We start from the raw sequence: 16,301 nt of genomic DNA, 5'->3' as shown, positions 1-16,301 counted from the left end.
GAGAGCCGCGGTACCACCCGCCGCCCCGTCGGCGGTGTCACCGCTTTTATCTACAACCTTATCCGTCACCCGCCCAAACCCACGCGCATGAAGATAGTGCCGGACACGAGCGCGGTCATCGACGGTCGCGTGTCCGAGCGAGTCGACGACGGCACCTACGAGGGTGCCGACGTACTCGTCCCCGAGGCGGTCGTCAGCGAACTCGAATCGCAGGCCAACGACGGCCGTGACACGGGCTGGGAGGGCCTTTCGGAGCTCCAGCGTCTCGCGGAATTCGCCGACGACGGCGTCATCGACCTCAAGTACGTCGGTCGCCGCCCGAGCTCCGGCGAGACGAAGGGTGCCGGCGAGGGCGACATCGACGCGCTCATCCGCGACATCGCCACCGAGCGGTCGGCGACGCTCCTGACGAGCGACGTGGTGCAGGCCGAAGTGGCGAAGGCGAAGGGCGTCTCGGTCGAGTACGTCGAGGCCGCGGTCCGCGGCTCCGGCGGGCTCATCATCGAGCGCTTCTTCGACGACCAGACGATGTCGGTCCACCTCAAGACCGACACCCGCCCGAAGGCCAAACGCGGCGCGGTCGGCGAGATGCACTACCAGCCAATCGCCGACGAGCCGACCGACGAGGCGACGATGAAGGAGTGGGCCGACGACATCATCAACTCCGCCCGCGCCGCCACCGACGGCTTCGTCGAACTCTCCGAGCCGGGCATGGACATCGTCCAGTTCCGTGACTACCGCATCGCGGTCGCCCGCCCGCCGTTCGCCGACGGCATCGAAATCACCGCCGTCCGGCCCATCGTCAAGACCGAGCTCGACGACTACGAGTTCGCCGACGAACTCCGCGACCGACTCGCCGAGCGCCAGCGCGGCGTCCTCATCGCCGGGTCGCCCGGTGCCGGGAAGTCCACGTTCGCGCAGGCGGTCGCCGAGTTCCTCAACGACAGCGACTACGCGGTCAAGACGATGGAAAAGCCCCGCGACCTGCAGGTCGGCCCCGACATCACCCAGTACACCGCCCTCGGCGGCGATATGGCGAAGACGGCCGACTCCCTGCTCCTCGTGCGCCCGGACTACACCATCTACGACGAGGTCAGAAAGACCGAGGACTTCTCGGTGTTCTCCGACATGCGCCTCGCGGGCGTCGGCATGGTCGGCGTCGTCCACGCCACCCGCGCCATCGACGCGCTCCAGCGCCTCGTCGGCCGGGTCGAACTCGGCATGATTCCGCAGGTCGTCGACACCGTCGTCTACATCGAGGACGGCGAGGTCCACACGGTGTACGACGTGAGCACCGAGGTCAAGGTGCCCGAGGGCCTCTTCGCGGAGGACCTCGCCCGCCCGGTCATCCAGATTCGGGACTTCGAGACCGGCACGCCGGAGTACGAGATTTACACGTTCAACCGGCAGGTCGTCACCGTCCCGCTCGGCGAGGGCGGAGAAGAGAAAGAAAGCGGCGTCTCCCGGCTGGCGAAACAGGAGATCGAACGCGAGATTCGCTCCATCGCCCGCGGCCACGTCGACGTCGACCTGAAGGGACAGAACCGCGCGGTCGTCTACGTCGAGGAAGACGACATCTCCTACGTCATCGGGAAGGGAGGCGGCCGCATCTCGGACGTCGAAGACCGCCTCGGCATCGACATCGACGTGCGGACCCACGACGAAAAGCCCTCGTCGTCGGGCCAGCACGCGGGCGCGAACGCCGGCGGTCAGTCCGGCGCGTCCGGTTCCGGCGGCGGGGCCGGCGGGGCCGGCGAGGGCGTCGTCGTGACGCCCGAGGTCACCTCGCGGCACGTCATCGTCCGGATGGACGGCCACGTCGGCGAGACCGTCGAGGTCCGCGCGGACGACGAATACCTGTTCACGGCGACGGTCGGCCGCGGCGGGGACATTCAGGTCTCGCGCGGCAGCGCCATCGCCGAAGAACTGGAGAACGCTATCGATAGAAAACAGCAGATTACGGTCGTTCCGGCCTAGGAGAACGGCCGAATCGTCGTTTTCGTCGTCTGTCGGTCGTTTTCGACCGGGGCGACGCGTCGCAACTGGTCTCTTCCGACACCGACTGCGAAGCGTGCGGTGGTTCCGCGGCGGTTCTAGTTACTCGGCGCAGCAGGCCTTTTCCTTGCCGCCGTCGGCTTTGGCCTGCGCCTGCTGCGGCGCGAGATCGGTCAACTGATAGAGGTTCTGTCGGGCGTCGGCGAAGTAGACGTCCTCGTCGACGATACCGATTCCCTCGAGTCGTTCGAGCGCGTAGCGAACGGTTCGCGCCGAGAGCATCGACTCTTCGACGATGCCTTTCTGGGTGAGCGGACCGTTGTATTCGAGCACTTTGAAAACGAGCTTCGCACTCGGTGGGAGGTCGTCGAGACTCTCCTCTTCTGTTCCAGCCATCGTTACGAATCGAAACGCGCTACCAGCATAAACCTTGTTGGCCCGCGACCGGCCGACAACGCTTTATCCGCGCGGCGGCGGCAGGAACGAACGCCTTTTGACGCCGGATATCGCAGAGGAACACATGGCCACGGAAACGCAGACCGGTCTCTCCAGTCATATTCGAGGAGTGACGGTCACGACACTCTCCTGCCTCGCCGGCATCGCCGCCGCGGTGCTCTCCGGGGCTGTGGTGGGGACGAGTCCCGAGGCCGCGACCAATCAGTTGGCCGTGGGTATCCTCGGGGCGTTCGTCCTCGTCCAGTTCCCGGTGCTTCGCGTCGTCGGCGTCGACGTCAACGGGTTCGGCGCGAAGGACTACCTCTACGTGGTGTTCATGACCTTCGCGCTCTGGTTCATCACGTTCGCCATCCTCCTGACTTCGGGTGTTCAGATCTAACGATGGCCGACGATAGTATCGCCGTCGTCGACTTAGACCGGTGTTCCCCCGACCGCTGTAGCTACGAGTGCTCGAACTTCTGTCCGCCGAACCGGACGGGCAAAGAGTGCATCACGCTCCGCGGCGAGGACGCCGAGCAGGGCGGTCCCGACCAGGTGCGAATCTCCGAGGAAATCTGCCTCGGCGAGACCTGCGGCATCTGCGTCGAGAAGTGCCCCTTCGATGCAATCGAAATCATCAACCTCCCCTCGGAGCTCGACGAGGAGCCGACCCACCGCTACGGCGAGAACGCTTTCTCGCTGTACGGCCTTCCGGTCCCCGAGTCCGGCTCGGTCACGGGTATCCTCGGACCGAACGGCATCGGGAAGACCACGGCCGTCCGCGCCCTCGCAGGCGAGATGGTCCCCAACCTCGGCAACTACGGCGACGAGCCGACGTGGGAGGCCGTCCTCGACCGCTTCCGCGGGACCGAACTCCAGAACTACGTCGAGCAGGTCCGCGACGGCGAGGTCTCCATCGCGCGCAAGCCGCAGTACGTCGACCAGATTCCCAAGCAGTTCGACGGCTCGGCCCGCGACCTCCTGGAGGCGACCGACGAGCGCGGCGCGCTCGACTCCTACATCGACCGCCTCGACATCGGTCCCGTCGTCGACAACGACATCGAGACGCTCTCCGGCGGCGAGCTTCAGCGGGTCGCCCTCGCGGCGACGCTCGCCCGCGACCGCGACTTCTACTTCCTCGACGAGATTTCGCCGTACCTCGACATCGGCCAGCGCGTCACCGCCGCGCGGCTCATCCGCGAACTCGCGGAGGAAGAAGACCGCGCGGTGCTCGTGGTCGAACACGACCTCGCCATCCTCGACCTGCTCGCCGACACGCTCCACGTCGCCTACGGTGAGCCCGGCGCGTACGGTGTCATCACCGACCCCAAGTCGGTCAGAAACGGCATCAACGAGTACCTGAAGGGGTATCTCTCGAACGAGAACATGCGCATCCGCCCGGAGGCAATCACCTTCGAGGAGCACGCGCCGCGCGAGACGACGAAGGCCGAACCCCTCGTCGAGTACCCCGAACTCGCCAAGTCCTACGGCGACGGCGAGTTCTCCCTCGACGTCGAGGCCGGCACCATCTACAACGGCGAAGTGCTCGGCATCGTCGGTCCCAACGGCATCGGGAAGTCCACGCTCGCACAGCTCTTTACGGGCGACCTGACGCCCGACATGGGCGAACTCGACTTCGCGCTCGACATCTCGTACAAGCCGCAGTACATCGAAATCGACCAGCCGATGCGGGTCGACGCGTTCCTCTCGTCTATCACCGACCAGTTCGGTTCGTCGTACTGGAACACCGAAATCGCGAACCCGCTCCAGCTCAACCGCATCATGGAGCGCAACCTCACCGACCTCTCCGGCGGCGAGCGCCAGCGCGTCGCCATCGCGGCGTGCCTCTCGCAGGATGCCGACCTCTACCTGCTCGACGAGCCGTCGGCCCACCTCGACGTGGAACAGCGCGTGCAGGCCACCTCGGCCATCCGCCGCTACGCCGAGAACCACGACGCGACGGTCATGGTCATCGACCACGACATCTACATGATGGACCTGCTCGCGGACCGCCTGATGGTGTTCGACGGCGAGCCGTCCATCGAGGGCCACGCCTCGAAGCCCCAGGAGATGCGCGACGGCATGAACGACTTCCTGTCGGACCTCGACATCACGTTCCGCCGCGACGAGCGCACCCAGCGCCCGCGCATCAACAAGCCCGACTCGCAACTCGACCGCGAGCAGAAGCGCGCCGGCGAGTACTACTACGCCGAATAGCGACCCGTTCGCTCGCGTTTCCACCCCTCCGTTCTTCGCTCTCTCACCCTCGGTTACGCCTCGCGCCGCGAGTGACTCCGATGTTACTACGGGCGTTTTCACGGTCACGCTCGAAGACGTGGGTATGACGAACGCTTCCCCCTCGGATGGCTCGCTCACGGACGACTCCCACCTCGGCCGGGTCGCGCTCCGCGTCGGCTCGCTCGACCGCGTCGTCCCGTTCTACCGCGACGTGGTCGGCCTCGCGGTCGAGCGCGAGCGCGACGGTTCGCGGGCGGTCCTCTCGGCCGGCGAGACCCCCGTCGTCGTCCTCGACGAGGACCCCGACGCCCCGGAGCGCGGTCGCCGGGAGGCCGGGCTGTTCCACCTCGCGGTTCGCGTGCCCGACCGGGGCGCGCTCGGCGACGTGCTCTCCCGCGCCAGAACCCGCGCAACCGACGCCGGCGCGACCCTCTCCGGCGCGTCCGACCACCTCGTCAGCGAGGCGCTGTACTTCCGCGACCCGGAGGGAAACGGCGTCGAGGTCTACTACGACCGGCCCCGCGAGGAGTGGCCGTGGACCGACGACCGCCGGGTGTCGATGGACACGCTCGCGCTCGACCTCGGGTCGCTCGCCGACGACGCCGCCGGCGGGGACCGCGCGCCCGACGGCACCGACCTCGGCCACGTCCACCTCGAAGTCACGAACGTCCCCCGTTCGCGGGACTTCTACGTCGACGCGCTCGGCATGCGCGTCCGCGACGAGGGTTACCCCAGCGCGTCGTTCGTCGCCGCCGGCGAGTACCACCACCACGTCGGTCTGAACAGTTGGAACACCCGAAGCGCCCCCGCCGGCGAGGGCCGCGGCATCGAGTGGTTCGAAGTCGTCGTCCCCGACGCCGCGACGCTCGACGCGGTCCGGGAGTCGCTGGTCGACGGCGGCCACGAGTTCGACGAGGGCGGGTTCGGCGGGGACGAACCCGGCGACGGCGACGCGGCCGGCGCGGCCGGCGCGACCGACTCGCTCGTCGTCTCCGACCCTGATGGAATCGAAATCCGCGTCGTTCACGGCCGCTGACGGGTCGATTCGGCCGAACGAATCGTTTTGTCGTTGGTCGCCCAACGGGCGGGTAATGATATCGAGTGATTCGAGCGAGCGCCGCCGCGGGCTCACCCTCCGAAGCCCGGCGTTCGACGACGGAAGCCCGATACCCCGCACCCACGGCTACGCGACCGAAAACGAGAGCCCGCCGCTCCGAATCGGGGGCGTTCCCCCCGGGACCGCCTCGCTCGCGCTCGTGATGGACGACCCCGACGCGGTGAAACCCGCGGGCAAGGTGTGGGACCACTGGCTGGTCTGGAACATCGACCCCGACACCGACGCCATCGAGGCGGGCGAGACGCCGCCGGACGCGGTCGAGGGAACTAACAGCTACGGCGAGACGGGCTACGGCGGCCCGAACCCGCCGGACGGCGAGCACACCTATCGGTTCCTGTTGTACGCGCTCGACACCTCCCTCGACCTCGACGCCGGCGCGACGAAAGCCGACCTGAAACGCGCCATCGCGGGACACGTCACCGCCGAGACGCAACTGACCGGAAAATACGCGCCCTGAGGCTGCCGAAGCCGGAGCTTCGGGTCAGCGGCCGCCGTCTGACTCGACGACTGCGCCGGTCCTCGCCTCCGTCTCCGCCCCCGGACCTGCGCCAGCGCCCGCCCCCGCGCCGCGGTCCCCGTCTTCGCCCGCCCGGGGCGTCACGTCGTAGCCGAAGGCACGAATCACGTCGAGGTTCGTCCGCACGTGGTCCGTGACGGCGGGAATCCGCACGCGACCCCCGGCGAGCGCGACCCAGACGAGCAGTTGGTCGGCCATGTGGCGGTCAACCGGCGCGTCGCCGCCGAGCCAGTCGAGAAGCGAGTCGGCCGCCCGCGACCCGACCGTCTCGGCCGGCGTGCCGCGCTCGCCGTAGGCGTCGAAGCCGGCGACGAGCGACGCGGAACCGTCGCCTGCTCTCTCGTCTTCTCCGCCCCGAGCGACGACGACCACAGCCGAACCGGGCGAGTCGCTCTCGGCCGACGAGACCGACGACCGAATCGGGAGGTCGACGCCCGCCTCGGCGAGCGCGTCGCGGACGCCCTCGACCTGTCGCTCGGCCACCGCGGCGTCCGCGAGCGACTCGCTCGCGACCGAGTAGACCCGGAGTTCGTCGGGCTCCGCGCGGCGGGTCAGTTCGACCGGTGTCGGCTCGGCCGGCGCGATGCGGAGCGAAAGCGTGCCGCCGCCGGCCGGGTAGAAGCCGCGACGAGGCACCGAGAGGCCGAACTCGACGCCGAACGCCGAACACAGCGGGCGCTTCGCGTACCGGAGGTAGTCCGTCGGCGGCGACCACCGAACGTCGGTGCCGCCGGTGACGGTGAGGGAAAGCGGGTCGTCGAGGGCGACGGCCGCGGGGAGCAGCGTCTCGCAAACGAGCGTCGCGCTCCCGGCGGTGCCGACGGCCGCCTCGACCGGGTCGGCTCGGACCTCGCGGGGCGAAAAGCGGAGCGTCGACGACCCGACCTCGTCGCCGGCGACGTCGGCGTTCGAGACGGCCGCGGCGACGGAGACGCAGGCGACGTGCTGGGCCTTCAGTCCGGGCGTCGAGCGGTTCCCGCGGACGTTCGTCATCTCGAACGGCTCGCCGGTCACGACCGAGAGCGCGAGGGCGGTCCTGAGGGGCTGTCCGCCGCCGTCGCGCCCGTCGAGTCGGCGCATTCAGCGGACGACGGTGACGGGGCAGGACGCCCGCTCGACCAGTTCCTTGGCGACGCTGCCGACCAGCCCCTCGTAGCGCTTCGAGAGGCCGCGGTGGCCGACGAAGATGCCGTCGGCGTCCGCCTCGTCGGCGTAGGTCGGAATCGCCTCCACGGGGTCGCCGTAGAGGAGTTCCGTGGTCGCTTCGACGCCCGCGTCGGCCGCGCGTTCGGCGGCCGCTTGCAGGACGCGTTCGGCGCGCGATTCCGCGTCTTCGAGGCTCTCGGCGACGATTCGGTCGCCGGTTCTGGCGACGCCCGCGACGGGTTCCTCGCCGCCTTCGACGAGGACCTGCGGTTCGACCGCGTGGACGATGGTGACCGTCGCACCCAGCGGTTCGAGCATCGTGAGCGCGTGGTCGAGCGCTCTGTCGGCGGCCGCAGAGCCGTCTACTGCAACGACGAAGTTCATGGTTGTACACACGTGCCGCGACGAGAAAAAGGGTGAGACGAGACGGGGCGAGCCGAGACGGGGCGAGCCGAGACGAGACAAACCGAGCCCAGACGAACCGAGCCCAGACGAACCGAGACCGGTTCCCGAGCGCTAGTGGACGAGCCGACTGCAGGTGCCGCAGAGGTTCTCTTCTTTCACGTCCACCTCGCGGACCGTCGGCGAGAAGGACATGACGCACTTGTTGTTGTCGCAGTGTTCGAGGCCGAGGGTGTGGCCGATCTCGTGGACGACCTCCTTTCGCACGCGGTCGGACAGCACCTCGTCGGCGGGTTTGTTCGTGATGCCGCCGTCGGTGGAGGTCTGGAGGCGGTACGTGGAGATGACGGAGCCGTTGCCGTTGAGGTACGCGAGGCCGAAGACGTAGTTTCGGCGGCGGTAGTAGAGGTCCTTTTCGGTGATGCCGATGTTCTTCTCGCCGCGACCGATGCGGCTCGCCAGCTCGATGAACTGCTCGGCCCGGTACTGGTTTCGGCTCCGGTCGAACGCGCCCTCGGGTATCGCCTGATTCGAGTGCACGGTCACGTCGCAGTCGTAGACGGAGCGGAGTCCGGCGGATGCCTCCCGCTTGACGGCCGCAGAAATATCCCCGATAGGCACGATATCGACGAGCATGCGAGGGATTAAGCGGGGACGCTTCATAAATATCCCGACGTGAAAAAATCGCTGCGCGACGCGCTCGTCGGACGGTTGTCGGGGTACGACCGCGCGGTCGAACTCGGGGTCGGTCGGGAGCCGTCGGTGGCGGCCGCCCTCGCCGACCGCGGGGTCGACGTGGTCGCCGTCGACGTGCACGAGTTCCCCGTTCCCGAGGCCGTCTCGTTCGTCCGCGACGACGTGTTCGCCCGCGCTGACGCCTCCGACCTCGGCCCCTACGCCGACGCCGATGTCGTCTACGCCCTGAACGTCCCCGTCGAACTCCACGGACCCGCGGTCGAGGTCGCCCGCCGCGCCGACGCCGACTTCCTGTTCACCACGCTCGGCTACGACGAACCCTCGATTCCGGTCGCCCGCGAGACGCTTCCGGGCGACACGCTGTACGTCGCCGAGCACGGGCGACGGGGCCAGCGCGCCCGGCGGGACTAGCCCGCCCGGGCCCAAGAGTAAGGCACTTGCCCGCTCGCCGCGCGCTTCCGGTATGCACGCGGACGCTGTCGTCCTCGATATCGACGGAGTGCTCGTCGACGTCGCCGACTCCTACCGGCGCGCCATCGTCGAATCCGTGGACCGACACTACGGCACGACCATCTCCCGCGACGAGGTCCAACTGTTCAAGGACGCCGGCGGCTTCAACAACGACTGGGAACTGACGTACGCGGCGGCGCTGTACGTCCTCGCCGCCCGCGAGACCGACCTGTCGGTCGCCGAGTTCACCGACGAAATCGAGGCCCGCGGCGGCGGCCTCGACGCCGCCGAGGCGACTGTCGAAGCCCTGTTTTCCGACCCGAGCGTCGTCTTCGACGAGTGGGACCCCGAGGCGCTCCGGGAGACGTTTCAGGCGCTCTACCTCGGAAGCGACCTTTACGGCGACCTCGAAGGCGGCGACCCGCCGTTCGAGGCCGCCGGCTACATCCACGACGAACCCGTGCTCCTCCGCCCGGAGACGCTCGACGCGCTCGGCGACCGCGAACTCGGCGTCGTCACCGGCCGCCCCAGCGCCGAGGCCGACATCGCGCTCGACCGCGTCGCCCTCGACGTGGCCGACGACCACCGGTTCACGATGGACGACTGGGAGGAGGGAAAGCCCCACCCGGCCGCGCTCGTGACGGTCGCGGAGCGCCTCGGAGCCGAGTCGGTCGTCTTCGTCGGCGACACCCTCGACGACGTGAAGACGGCGCTGAACGCCGACGCCGCGGACCCCGACCGCGTCTACTACGGCGTCGGCGTCCTCTCGGGCGGCCTGACCGGCGACGACGGCCGACGGAAGTTCTCCGAAATCGGCGCGGCCGCCGTCGTCGAGGACGTGAACGAGGTTCCGGACCTCCTCGACTGATGGCACCGACTCCGACTCCGACTCCCGTTTCGCCGCCGGAGGGCCGCTGATGGGACACCTCCGCGCCTTCGTCGTCACGCTGCTCGCGCTCGACGCGCTCGTGGTCGTCGTCGGGACGTACCTCCTCCCGCCGGACCCGTTCACGCAGTTGTTCCTCGTCGGGCCGCTGTTGCTGTTGGCCCCGGTGGTCGCGTGGTGGCTCGTCTACCGCGACGGCTTCGAGCGGGTGCAGGCGCTCGTCGAGTCCGACGACGACAGTCGATAGTTCCCCCCGGTCGCGGACACAGGCAGAACCGACCGGTCGCACAACCCTTTAGGTCGGCTCGGTCCGGAGGTGTGAGTATGCGAATCGCACTCCTCGGTGGGACCGGCGACATCGGCGAGGGCCTCGCCCTCCGCTGGGCCTACCACACCGACCACGAGGTCATCATCGGGTCGCGCGACCCCGACAAGGCCCGCGAGAAGGCCGACGAGTACGAGACCGAACTCTCCAGCCGCGGCCGCGACGTGAAGGTAAACGGCTTCACGAACGAGATGGCCGCCGACCGCGCCTCCGTGGTCGTCCTCGCCGTGCCGCCGTACCACGTCTCCGACACCGTCGAGGCCGTCGCCGACTCCCTGTCCGAGGGCGACGTGCTCGTCACGCCCGCCGCGGGCATCAAGCGCGACGACGACGGCTTCCACTACCACCCGCCGAAAGCGGGGAGCGTGACGGCGCTCGTCGCCGACGCGGCCCCCGACGACGTGCCGGTGGTCGGCGCGTTCCACAACCTCGCGGCCGGTCGACTGGCCGACCTCGACGCCGACCTCGGCATCGACACGCTCCTCGTCGCCGACGACGAGGACGCAAAGGAGACCGTGCGCCTGCTCGCCGAGGGCATCGACGGCCTCCGCGCCCTCGACGGCGGCGGCCTCGCCAACGCCGCCGAAATCGAGGCGGTGACGCCGCTTCTCATCAACGTCGCACAGAACAACGACGGCATGCACGACCTCGGCATCGAGTTCAAGTAACGGCGTTCGACCCGCGCCTGACGCGATTTCTCACGACGGTTCCGACCGCGGCACCGTCGCCGCCTCCCCGTAGAGCGTCCGCGCCACGAGCAGTCCGACGACGGCGACGAGCGCGACGCAGGCGAGGTACTCGACGCGGAAGCCGACCACCTCGGCCATCGGAACGGCCACGAGCGGGCCGAGAGTCGACCCCGAGTCGCCGAAGACGTTGTAGACGCCGCCGAGTTTGCCCACGTCGTCGGCCGGGCTGAGGTCGCCGAGATAGGCTAACAGCGGCGGGTTCGACCCGCCGACGCCGACGCCGATGAGCGCCACGCCCGCGAGCGTCGACGGGAGCGTCGGCACGAGCGCCAGCAGGGTGAATCCGGACGCGAGGACGCCGAGCGCGGGCAGCGTCAGCGCCGCGCGGTTCGACAGGCGGTCGGAGTACCGCCCGACGACGAGCGTCGTGACGCTCGACGCGACGACGCCGACGGCCATCACGACGCCGCTGACGCCCGCCCCCGAGAGGCCGCCGAGCGAGATGTCGTTCGCCGTCGCGTACAGCACGGCCGTCGAGAGGAGGACGCCCGCAAACAGAAAGCGGACGGCGAAGTTCACGGTGCCGACGGTGAAGATGCGGATGTCCGACCGCACCAGCCGCGGCACGTCGCGGAGCGAACTCGCCGCCGTCACGTCGGTCTGCACGTCCGGGAGGACGGAGATGGCGACGAGGGCGGCGAACAGGCCCGCACAGCCCGCGACGGCGAACGCGGTGGCGTAGCCGAACGCGTCGGTGACGAGACCGCCGACGACGAGGCCCGCGGGGAACCCGAGGCTCTGGCCGCCGCGCATGTAGCCGACCCACTTCCCGCGGTTTTCGCCCGAGGTGACGTGCGTGATGGTGCTGAACGCGCCGACGAAGACGAACGCCGAGCCGACGCCCCAGCAGGCCCGCGACAGGAGGAAGATAGTCGCGCTGTCGAGCGGAATCGGGCCGGGGTTCAGCCCGAGGACGTAGCCGAACGGCGACAGCCCCTGCACGACGAACCCGGCTATCATCGGCCGGCGCGTCCCCATCCGGTCGAGTATCTGCCCGGCGGGCGTGTTCACGACCAGCCGAGTGAAGCGGTTCGCCGAGAGGATGAGGCCGACCACGAACGGCGTGATGCCGATGATGGGACCGAGCGTCGGCAGCGTCGGGAAGGCGACGCCCGCGCCGACGCCGCCGAAGAAGACGCCCGCGATGAGGCTCCCGGCGACGAACTCGACTGACGGCTCGTCGCCGCCGAACAGCCGACTCACGCGGCCGACCCTCGGGTGACGGGCGCGGCGCGGTGGGGCGTGGAGGGCGCGGGAGCGAACTGGCGGACGCGGCTTCGGGAGGCGTGCATCGAGAGAGTGCGCTATCGTGGGTGCACGCCCTTGGTGCTTTGCAATCGGGCCGTCTCGTCCGGGAACTGCGGGCGGCGAGCGGCGGCGGTCGAACGTTGCGGTCGCGGGAGCCGCCGCGGCCGTCTCAGAAGCGGGCTTTCAGCTCTTCGCGCAGGTCGTCGAGCGAGGCGTCCTTCATCGACAGCAGGACGAGCAGGTGGTAGACGAGGTCGGCGCTCTCGTAGAGCAGTTCCTCGCGGTCGTCGTCCTTGGCCGCGAGGATGGCCTCGGTCGTCTCCTCGCCGAGCTTTTCGAGGACGTAGTTCTCGCCTTTCTCGTGGGTGAAAAGCGTCGTCGTGTAGGAGCCCTCGGGGAGTTCCGCCTTGCGCGACTCGATGGTCGCAAAGAGCTCGTCTAGGACCTCGTCGGTCGGGGTGTCGGCGTCCATGGTCGCACGACGGGCGGGCGCGGAAAAAGACCCTCTGGTTCCGGTGACCGGCGGCACCCCCGTCGGGGAGTCCGCGCCGCCGGTCGAGCGCTCCGCTCAGGCGTCGACTTCGACCGCCAGTTCGTCGAAGAACGCGAGGTCGTGGATGCGGCTGTCGGGCGTCAGTTCGGGGTGGAAGGAGGTGCCGACGACGGGGCCGTCGCGGACGGCGACCGGGTTGCCGTCCCACTCGGCGAGCACCTCCACGCCGTCGCCGACCTCGTCGATGAGGGGCGCGCGGATGAACACCGCGGGGAACGGCGAGTCGAGGCCGGCCACGTCCAGCGGAGCCTCGAAGCTGTCGACCTGCCGGCCGAAGGCGTTGCGGTCGACCGTCACGTCGAGGAGGTCGAGCGTGGTCACGCGGTCGTCCTTGGCGTCGCGGGAGGCGACGATGAGGCCGGCGCAGGTGGCGAGGACGGGTTTCCCGGCGTCGACGTGGGCGCGAATCTCGTCGTCGATGCCCTCGCGTTCGAGGAGTCGGGAGATGGTCGTGGACTCGCCGCCCGGCATGAGTAACACGTCGCAGTCGGGGACGAGGCCGTCGCTTCGAATCTCGACGATTTCGGCGTCGACGCCGTGGGCCGCGGCGGCCCGCTCGACGGCGTCGGCGTGCTCGGACACGTCGCCCTGCACGGCGACGACGCCGGCGCGTAGCGTGGTCATGGAGGGGTCTCGGGAAGCCGCGGACAAAAAGCGTCCGTTCGGCGGTCGGCGCGGTTCAGAGCGCGAGCGCGTTCAGCACCAGAATGCCGATGCCGAACAGCGCTCCCGTGGCGACGACGGTCTTGGGGTCGACTCGAATCGCGTTGCGGTCCTCCGCGTCGAAGTAGCGGACGAGGCCCGCGCTCGACATCAGACCGCCGCTGTTCTGGCCCTTGCTCATGTTCCACCGTCCGTGCGTCCGCCGCGTAAACGTTTCGGCTCGCGCTCGGAACGCGCCCCGCCGCGGCCGGAAAACCTCGCTCATCGGACGAGCCCGCTCGCGGCCGTCTCGGGGGTCGACGGGTCGGAATCCGTTTTGAATGACCGGAAGCACAACCGGAGAGGTGCGGGCCCATGAGTAATCCTTATGCGCGGGGGCAGGCAAGTTGCGTCGGGATACGATGACTGTTCGACTCTTGGACTTCTACGCGGACTGGTGCGGCCCTTGTAAGACGCAGGACCCGATTCTCGACGACCTCGAGGGCGACTACGAGAACGTCGAGTTCGTCAAGGTCGACGTCGACGAGGAACAGGACGTTGCCAACCAGTATCAGGTTCGCTCGCTCCCGACGCTCATCGTCGAGAACGACGACGGCATCGTCGACCGCTTCGTGGGCGTCACCCAGCGCGACGACATCGAATCGGCGCTGAGCCAGGCCGGCGCGTAGGCGCGCCGCGGACCGCCGCGTTTTCCGACCCATCCAGATGGCCGCCGAGAGCGCCGCGAGCGCCGGCGGTGTGTCTCGCAAGCGTTATACGACCGGCGGGGGGACTCGTATGCATGGCTAGTGACGCTGCGACGAAGCGGACGCTCGAGAAGCAGATCTGCATGCGGTGCAACGCGCGCAACCCCCAGAAGGCAAAGCAGTGCCGCAAGTGCGGCTACAAGCACCTTCGACCCAAGTCGAAGGAACGCCGCGCCGCGTAAGCCCGCACGCTTCTCTCTCAGGCGTCTCGCCGATACAGTTCGACCAGCACCGCGAGCAGCGCGAGCTGGACGAGCTTGTCCACGATGCCGCCGATTCCGAAGATATTCGGCCAGTTCAGCGCGACGTAGAGGACCACCTGTCCGACGGTGAAGGGGATGCCGAGCAACACCACCCGCGAGCGGAGGCGCTCGTCGCCGCGCAGGACGCCGACGATGCCGGCGGCGAAGCCCGCCGCGGCCCCGATGAACGCGATGCCGAGCGGGTCGGCGAGGTTCGCGGCCAGCGCGCCCGCCCCGAGGACGAGGTGAATCACGCCGGTCACGGCCGCGAGGCCGACGCCGACGTAGTGCAGTCGCGTCAGGTCGCCGCCCGCGCCCCCGGTCGTGTCGGTCGCCATCTCAGGCCTCCGGGTACTTCGGTTCGCGGCGCTCCGCGCGTTCGAGCGCGCGTTCGAGCGCGTCGCGGACGGTGTCGCCCCCGACCTCGTTCTCGAAGGGGTCGCCGTGGCCGGCGTACAGCGCCTCGACGGTCGACGGGAGGCGGTCGAGGAGCGTGTGCAGGCTGCTGATGAGGCGCTCGCGGGACTGTCCCGGCATGTCGGTGCGACCGAAACTGCCGTCGTCGAACGCGCCGTCGTTGTAGACGAACACGTCGCCGGAAAACAGCGACCGCCCGCTCACGAGCGAGACGTGGTCGTCGGCGTGACCCGGCGTGTAGATGACCTCGAACGTCTCGTCGCCCATCTCGACGCGGTCGCCGTCTTCGAGTTCGTGCGTTCGAAGCGGGTGGTCGGCGTAGGCGTACACGTCCGGGGCGAACCGCTCGACCACCGCGTCGAGTTCGCCCACGTGGTCCGAGTGCTGATGGGTGACGACCACCGCGTCGAGGTCGTCGGTGTGCTCGGCGACGACCTCCTCGACGCCGGGCATCGTTCCGGCGTCGACGAGGACGGTTCGCGCGCCGAGGACGAGATAGGCGTTGCAGGTGAAGCTCTCGGCGTCGGCGGTGACTGGGATGACTTCCATACCTCCGCGTACGCGCCCGAACGGAAAAAGTCGGACGGGCGAGACGTTCCCCGCGACACCGCAACTCGCCCCCGAACGTCGAACTCGCGCGACAAATCCTTTTTGGGGCTCGGTCGTGTACGTATGACTGTATGGGATTTGGGAGCTACGACGAGTCCGAACAAGGAGACCAGAACGTCGACTTCGACGAGGAAGACGGCGTCACGACGAGCGAGGAGAAACACGAGGGCGAGGTCGATTTCGAAATCGGCGCGTCCAACGACGAACTCCTCGACCGGCTCCAGGAGATTAAAGACGAGTGAAGCCGGGGTCTCGCGCCCTCGGGGTCGCGGAATCTTTCCCCGGGGCGGCGCGCGCACCCACAGACGACGCTGACGACGTTCATTTTTCGACAGACCCGTCTCCGGAGAGCGTCCTCTGCGGCGCGGTCGTCCGCGCCGACCGGGTCGTCGACGGCCTCGCCTTCGAGACGTGCACCGTCGGCGGCGACGACGCGACCGACGCCATCGCCTCGCTGTACGCCTCGCTCGACCGCGAGGACGTGCGCTACCTGCTCGTCTCCGGCATCGCCCCGGCGTGGTTCAACCTCGTCGACGTCGAGCGCCTCGCCGTGGACCTCGACCGCCCGGTAGTCTCGGTCTCCTTCGAGGAGAGCGATGGGCTCGAACCCGCGCTCTCGGCTCACTTCTCGGGCGCGGCGCTCGACCGGCGACTCGCCACGTACCGCGCGGCCCCGCCCCGTCGACGGCTCGATGTGAACGGCGAGACGGTGTTCGTCCGGGCCGCCGGCTGCGACGACGACGAGGCCGCGCGGGTCGTCCGCGGGTTCACCCCGGTCGGCGGTCGTCCCGAACCGATTCGCGTGGCCCGGATGGCCGCCCGCGCCGCGCGACGCTTCGCCGGGGATTAAGCCGTCCCCGCCCTCGA

23 protein-coding genes are annotated in these 16,301 nt (G+C 69.0%); 13 read left to right on the top strand and 10 right to left on the bottom strand.

What is annotated here, in order from left to right; genetic code table 11:
• The first annotated feature begins 87 nt into the window (after positions 1-87).
• Entirely contained in the window at positions 88-1,977 is a 1,890-nt protein-coding gene (locus C454_RS05480) for a PINc/VapC family ATPase (protein ID WP_004973489.1), read from the top strand.
• A gap of 120 nt (positions 1,978-2,097) precedes the next feature.
• Here C454_RS05480 and C454_RS05475 read toward each other — a convergent pair whose 3' ends face one another.
• A complete protein-coding gene (locus tag C454_RS05475) occupies positions 2,098-2,391 on the bottom strand; it encodes a MarR family transcriptional regulator (protein WP_004044502.1) in 294 nt (97 codons plus the stop codon).
• A 124-nt stretch (positions 2,392-2,515) separates the two neighbouring features.
• Between C454_RS05475 and C454_RS05470 the strand changes: the two genes are divergently transcribed.
• The 4 genes from C454_RS05470 to C454_RS05455 all read left to right on the top strand — a co-directional run bounded on the left by C454_RS05470 (position 2,516) and on the right by C454_RS05455 (position 6,242).
• Positions 2,516-2,830, top strand: coding sequence for an EMC6-like membrane protein (locus C454_RS05470; protein ID WP_004973486.1), 315 nt, complete (start codon positions 2,516-2,518; stop codon positions 2,828-2,830).
• A 2-nt stretch (positions 2,831-2,832) separates the two neighbouring features.
• On the top strand, positions 2,833-4,647 hold the full coding sequence (locus C454_RS05465) for a ribosome biogenesis/translation initiation ATPase RLI (protein ID WP_004973485.1): 1,815 nt from the start codon (positions 2,833-2,835) through the stop codon (positions 4,645-4,647).
• 124 nt (positions 4,648-4,771) lie between these two features.
• Positions 4,772-5,704 (top strand): VOC family protein, encoded by a 933-nt coding sequence (locus C454_RS05460; RefSeq protein ID WP_004973482.1) that lies wholly within the window; start codon positions 4,772-4,774, stop codon positions 5,702-5,704.
• A 55-nt stretch (positions 5,705-5,759) separates the two neighbouring features.
• Positions 5,760-6,242 carry a YbhB/YbcL family Raf kinase inhibitor-like protein gene (locus C454_RS05455; RefSeq protein WP_004973480.1) on the top strand — a complete coding sequence of 161 codons (483 nt, stop codon included), beginning with the start codon at positions 5,760-5,762 and terminating at the stop codon, positions 6,240-6,242.
• Between the two features lie 24 nt (positions 6,243-6,266).
• Here the strand turns inward: C454_RS05455 and rtcA are convergent, their stop codons facing one another.
• The 3 genes from rtcA to C454_RS05440 all read right to left on the bottom strand — a co-directional run bounded on the left by rtcA (position 6,267) and on the right by C454_RS05440 (position 8,486).
• Positions 6,267-7,382 carry an RNA 3'-terminal phosphate cyclase gene (gene rtcA / locus C454_RS05450; protein WP_004973475.1) on the bottom strand — a complete coding sequence of 372 codons (1,116 nt, stop codon included), beginning with the start codon at positions 7,380-7,382 and terminating at the stop codon, positions 6,267-6,269.
• Entirely contained in the window at positions 7,383-7,832 is a 450-nt protein-coding gene (locus C454_RS05445; protein WP_004973474.1) for a universal stress protein, read from the bottom strand.
• Positions 7,833-7,964: 132 nt separating this feature from the next.
• Positions 7,965-8,486, bottom strand: a complete 522-nt coding sequence (locus tag C454_RS05440; protein ID WP_004969113.1) for an archaemetzincin family Zn-dependent metalloprotease — start codon at positions 8,484-8,486, stop codon at positions 7,965-7,967.
• Positions 8,487-8,525: 39 nt separating this feature from the next.
• Here C454_RS05440 and C454_RS05435 point away from each other — a divergent pair, with 39 nt between their 5' ends.
• From C454_RS05435 to npdG, 4 genes are all read left to right on the top strand, one after another.
• Positions 8,526-8,957 carry a UPF0146 family protein gene (locus tag C454_RS05435; RefSeq protein WP_004973472.1) on the top strand — a complete coding sequence of 144 codons (432 nt, stop codon included), beginning with the start codon at positions 8,526-8,528 and terminating at the stop codon, positions 8,955-8,957.
• Positions 8,958-9,009: 52 nt separating this feature from the next.
• Entirely contained in the window at positions 9,010-9,864 is an 855-nt protein-coding gene (locus tag C454_RS05430) for a TIGR01548 family HAD-type hydrolase (RefSeq protein ID WP_004973470.1), read from the top strand.
• A 49-nt stretch (positions 9,865-9,913) separates the two neighbouring features.
• Entirely contained in the window at positions 9,914-10,129 is a 216-nt protein-coding gene (locus C454_RS05425; protein WP_004973468.1) for a DUF7534 family protein, read from the top strand.
• Positions 10,130-10,206: 77 nt separating this feature from the next.
• Entirely contained in the window at positions 10,207-10,875 is a 669-nt protein-coding gene (gene npdG, locus C454_RS05420; RefSeq protein WP_004973466.1) for an NADPH-dependent F420 reductase, read from the top strand.
• Positions 10,876-10,905: 30 nt separating this feature from the next.
• Here npdG and C454_RS05415 read toward each other — a convergent pair whose 3' ends face one another.
• The 4 genes from C454_RS05415 to C454_RS05400 all read right to left on the bottom strand — a co-directional run bounded on the left by C454_RS05415 (position 10,906) and on the right by C454_RS05400 (position 13,601).
• Positions 10,906-12,159 carry an MFS transporter gene (locus C454_RS05415; protein WP_004973464.1) on the bottom strand — a complete coding sequence of 418 codons (1,254 nt, stop codon included), beginning with the start codon at positions 12,157-12,159 and terminating at the stop codon, positions 10,906-10,908.
• A 214-nt stretch (positions 12,160-12,373) separates the two neighbouring features.
• On the bottom strand, positions 12,374-12,676 hold the full coding sequence (gene hisE, locus C454_RS05410) for a phosphoribosyl-ATP diphosphatase (protein ID WP_004973463.1): 303 nt from the start codon (positions 12,674-12,676) through the stop codon (positions 12,374-12,376).
• 96 nt (positions 12,677-12,772) lie between these two features.
• Entirely contained in the window at positions 12,773-13,381 is a 609-nt protein-coding gene (pdxT, locus tag C454_RS05405; protein WP_004973460.1) for a pyridoxal 5'-phosphate synthase glutaminase subunit PdxT, read from the bottom strand.
• A gap of 55 nt (positions 13,382-13,436) precedes the next feature.
• Entirely contained in the window at positions 13,437-13,601 is a 165-nt protein-coding gene (locus C454_RS05400; RefSeq protein ID WP_049904986.1) for a preprotein translocase subunit Sec61beta, read from the bottom strand.
• 205 nt (positions 13,602-13,806) lie between these two features.
• Between C454_RS05400 and trxA the strand changes: the two genes are divergently transcribed.
• Complete coding sequence (gene trxA, locus C454_RS05395; protein ID WP_394295171.1) at positions 13,807-14,088, top strand: thioredoxin; 282 nt, start codon at positions 13,807-13,809, stop codon at positions 14,086-14,088.
• Positions 14,089-14,201: 113 nt separating this feature from the next.
• Positions 14,202-14,348 carry a 50S ribosomal protein L40e gene (locus C454_RS05390; RefSeq protein WP_004044485.1) on the top strand — a complete coding sequence of 49 codons (147 nt, stop codon included), beginning with the start codon at positions 14,202-14,204 and terminating at the stop codon, positions 14,346-14,348.
• A 17-nt stretch (positions 14,349-14,365) separates the two neighbouring features.
• Here the strand turns inward: C454_RS05390 and C454_RS05385 are convergent, their stop codons facing one another.
• Complete coding sequence (locus C454_RS05385) at positions 14,366-14,746, bottom strand: hypothetical protein (RefSeq protein WP_004973454.1); 381 nt, start codon at positions 14,744-14,746, stop codon at positions 14,366-14,368.
• A gap of 1 nt (position 14,747) precedes the next feature.
• The gene (locus C454_RS05380) at positions 14,748-15,374 is read right to left on the bottom strand and encodes an MBL fold metallo-hydrolase (protein ID WP_004973453.1); all 627 of its coding nucleotides are present in this window, start codon (positions 15,372-15,374) and stop codon (positions 14,748-14,750) included.
• Positions 15,375-15,505: 131 nt separating this feature from the next.
• Here C454_RS05380 and C454_RS05375 point away from each other — a divergent pair, with 131 nt between their 5' ends.
• On the top strand, positions 15,506-15,676 hold the full coding sequence (locus C454_RS05375; protein ID WP_004044482.1) for a DUF5786 family protein: 171 nt from the start codon (positions 15,506-15,508) through the stop codon (positions 15,674-15,676).
• Entirely contained in the window at positions 15,673-16,284 is a 612-nt protein-coding gene (locus tag C454_RS05370) for an endonuclease dU (RefSeq protein WP_004973452.1), read from the top strand. The genes C454_RS05375 and C454_RS05370 overlap by 4 nt, the downstream gene beginning before the upstream one ends.
• Positions 16,285-16,301: the final 17 nt, after the last annotated feature.

The organism is Haloferax gibbonsii ATCC 33959 (assembly GCF_000336775.1).
GTDB lineage: Archaea > Halobacteriota > Halobacteria > Halobacteriales > Haloferacaceae > Haloferax > Haloferax gibbonsii.
Note: the sequence above shows the minus strand (reverse complement) of the source record. Positions and strands in the feature narration are given on the sequence as shown.

Excerpts from the sequence above, each read along its gene's own strand:
- C454_RS05480 (WP_004973489.1), top strand. The coding sequence starts at position 88 with ATGAAGATAGTGCCGGACACGAGCGCGGTCATCGACGGTCGCGTGTCC.
- C454_RS05475 (WP_004044502.1), bottom strand. The coding sequence starts at position 2,391 with ATGGCTGGAACAGAAGAGGAGAGTCTCGACGACCTCCCACCGAGTGCG.
- C454_RS05470 (WP_004973486.1), top strand. The coding sequence starts at position 2,516 with ATGGCCACGGAAACGCAGACCGGTCTCTCCAGTCATATTCGAGGAGTG.
- C454_RS05465 (WP_004973485.1), top strand. The coding sequence starts at position 2,833 with ATGGCCGACGATAGTATCGCCGTCGTCGACTTAGACCGGTGTTCCCCC.
- C454_RS05460 (WP_004973482.1), top strand. The coding sequence starts at position 4,772 with ATGACGAACGCTTCCCCCTCGGATGGCTCGCTCACGGACGACTCCCAC.
- C454_RS05455 (WP_004973480.1), top strand. The coding sequence starts at position 5,760 with ATGATATCGAGTGATTCGAGCGAGCGCCGCCGCGGGCTCACCCTCCGA.
- rtcA (WP_004973475.1), bottom strand. The coding sequence starts at position 7,382 with ATGCGCCGACTCGACGGGCGCGACGGCGGCGGACAGCCCCTCAGGACC.
- C454_RS05445 (WP_004973474.1), bottom strand. The coding sequence starts at position 7,832 with ATGAACTTCGTCGTTGCAGTAGACGGCTCTGCGGCCGCCGACAGAGCG.
- C454_RS05440 (WP_004969113.1), bottom strand. The coding sequence starts at position 8,486 with ATGCTCGTCGATATCGTGCCTATCGGGGATATTTCTGCGGCCGTCAAG.
- C454_RS05430 (WP_004973470.1), top strand. The coding sequence starts at position 9,010 with ATGCACGCGGACGCTGTCGTCCTCGATATCGACGGAGTGCTCGTCGAC.
- C454_RS05425 (WP_004973468.1), top strand. The coding sequence starts at position 9,914 with ATGGGACACCTCCGCGCCTTCGTCGTCACGCTGCTCGCGCTCGACGCG.
- npdG (WP_004973466.1), top strand. The coding sequence starts at position 10,207 with ATGCGAATCGCACTCCTCGGTGGGACCGGCGACATCGGCGAGGGCCTC.
- hisE (WP_004973463.1), bottom strand. The coding sequence starts at position 12,676 with ATGGACGCCGACACCCCGACCGACGAGGTCCTAGACGAGCTCTTTGCG.
- pdxT (WP_004973460.1), bottom strand. The coding sequence starts at position 13,381 with ATGACCACGCTACGCGCCGGCGTCGTCGCCGTGCAGGGCGACGTGTCC.
- C454_RS05400 (WP_049904986.1), bottom strand. The coding sequence starts at position 13,601 with ATGAGCAAGGGCCAGAACAGCGGCGGTCTGATGTCGAGCGCGGGCCTC.
- C454_RS05390 (WP_004044485.1), top strand. The coding sequence starts at position 14,202 with ATGGCTAGTGACGCTGCGACGAAGCGGACGCTCGAGAAGCAGATCTGC.
- C454_RS05385 (WP_004973454.1), bottom strand. The coding sequence starts at position 14,746 with ATGGCGACCGACACGACCGGGGGCGCGGGCGGCGACCTGACGCGACTG.
- C454_RS05380 (WP_004973453.1), bottom strand. The coding sequence starts at position 15,374 with ATGGAAGTCATCCCAGTCACCGCCGACGCCGAGAGCTTCACCTGCAAC.
- C454_RS05375 (WP_004044482.1), top strand. The coding sequence starts at position 15,506 with ATGGGATTTGGGAGCTACGACGAGTCCGAACAAGGAGACCAGAACGTC.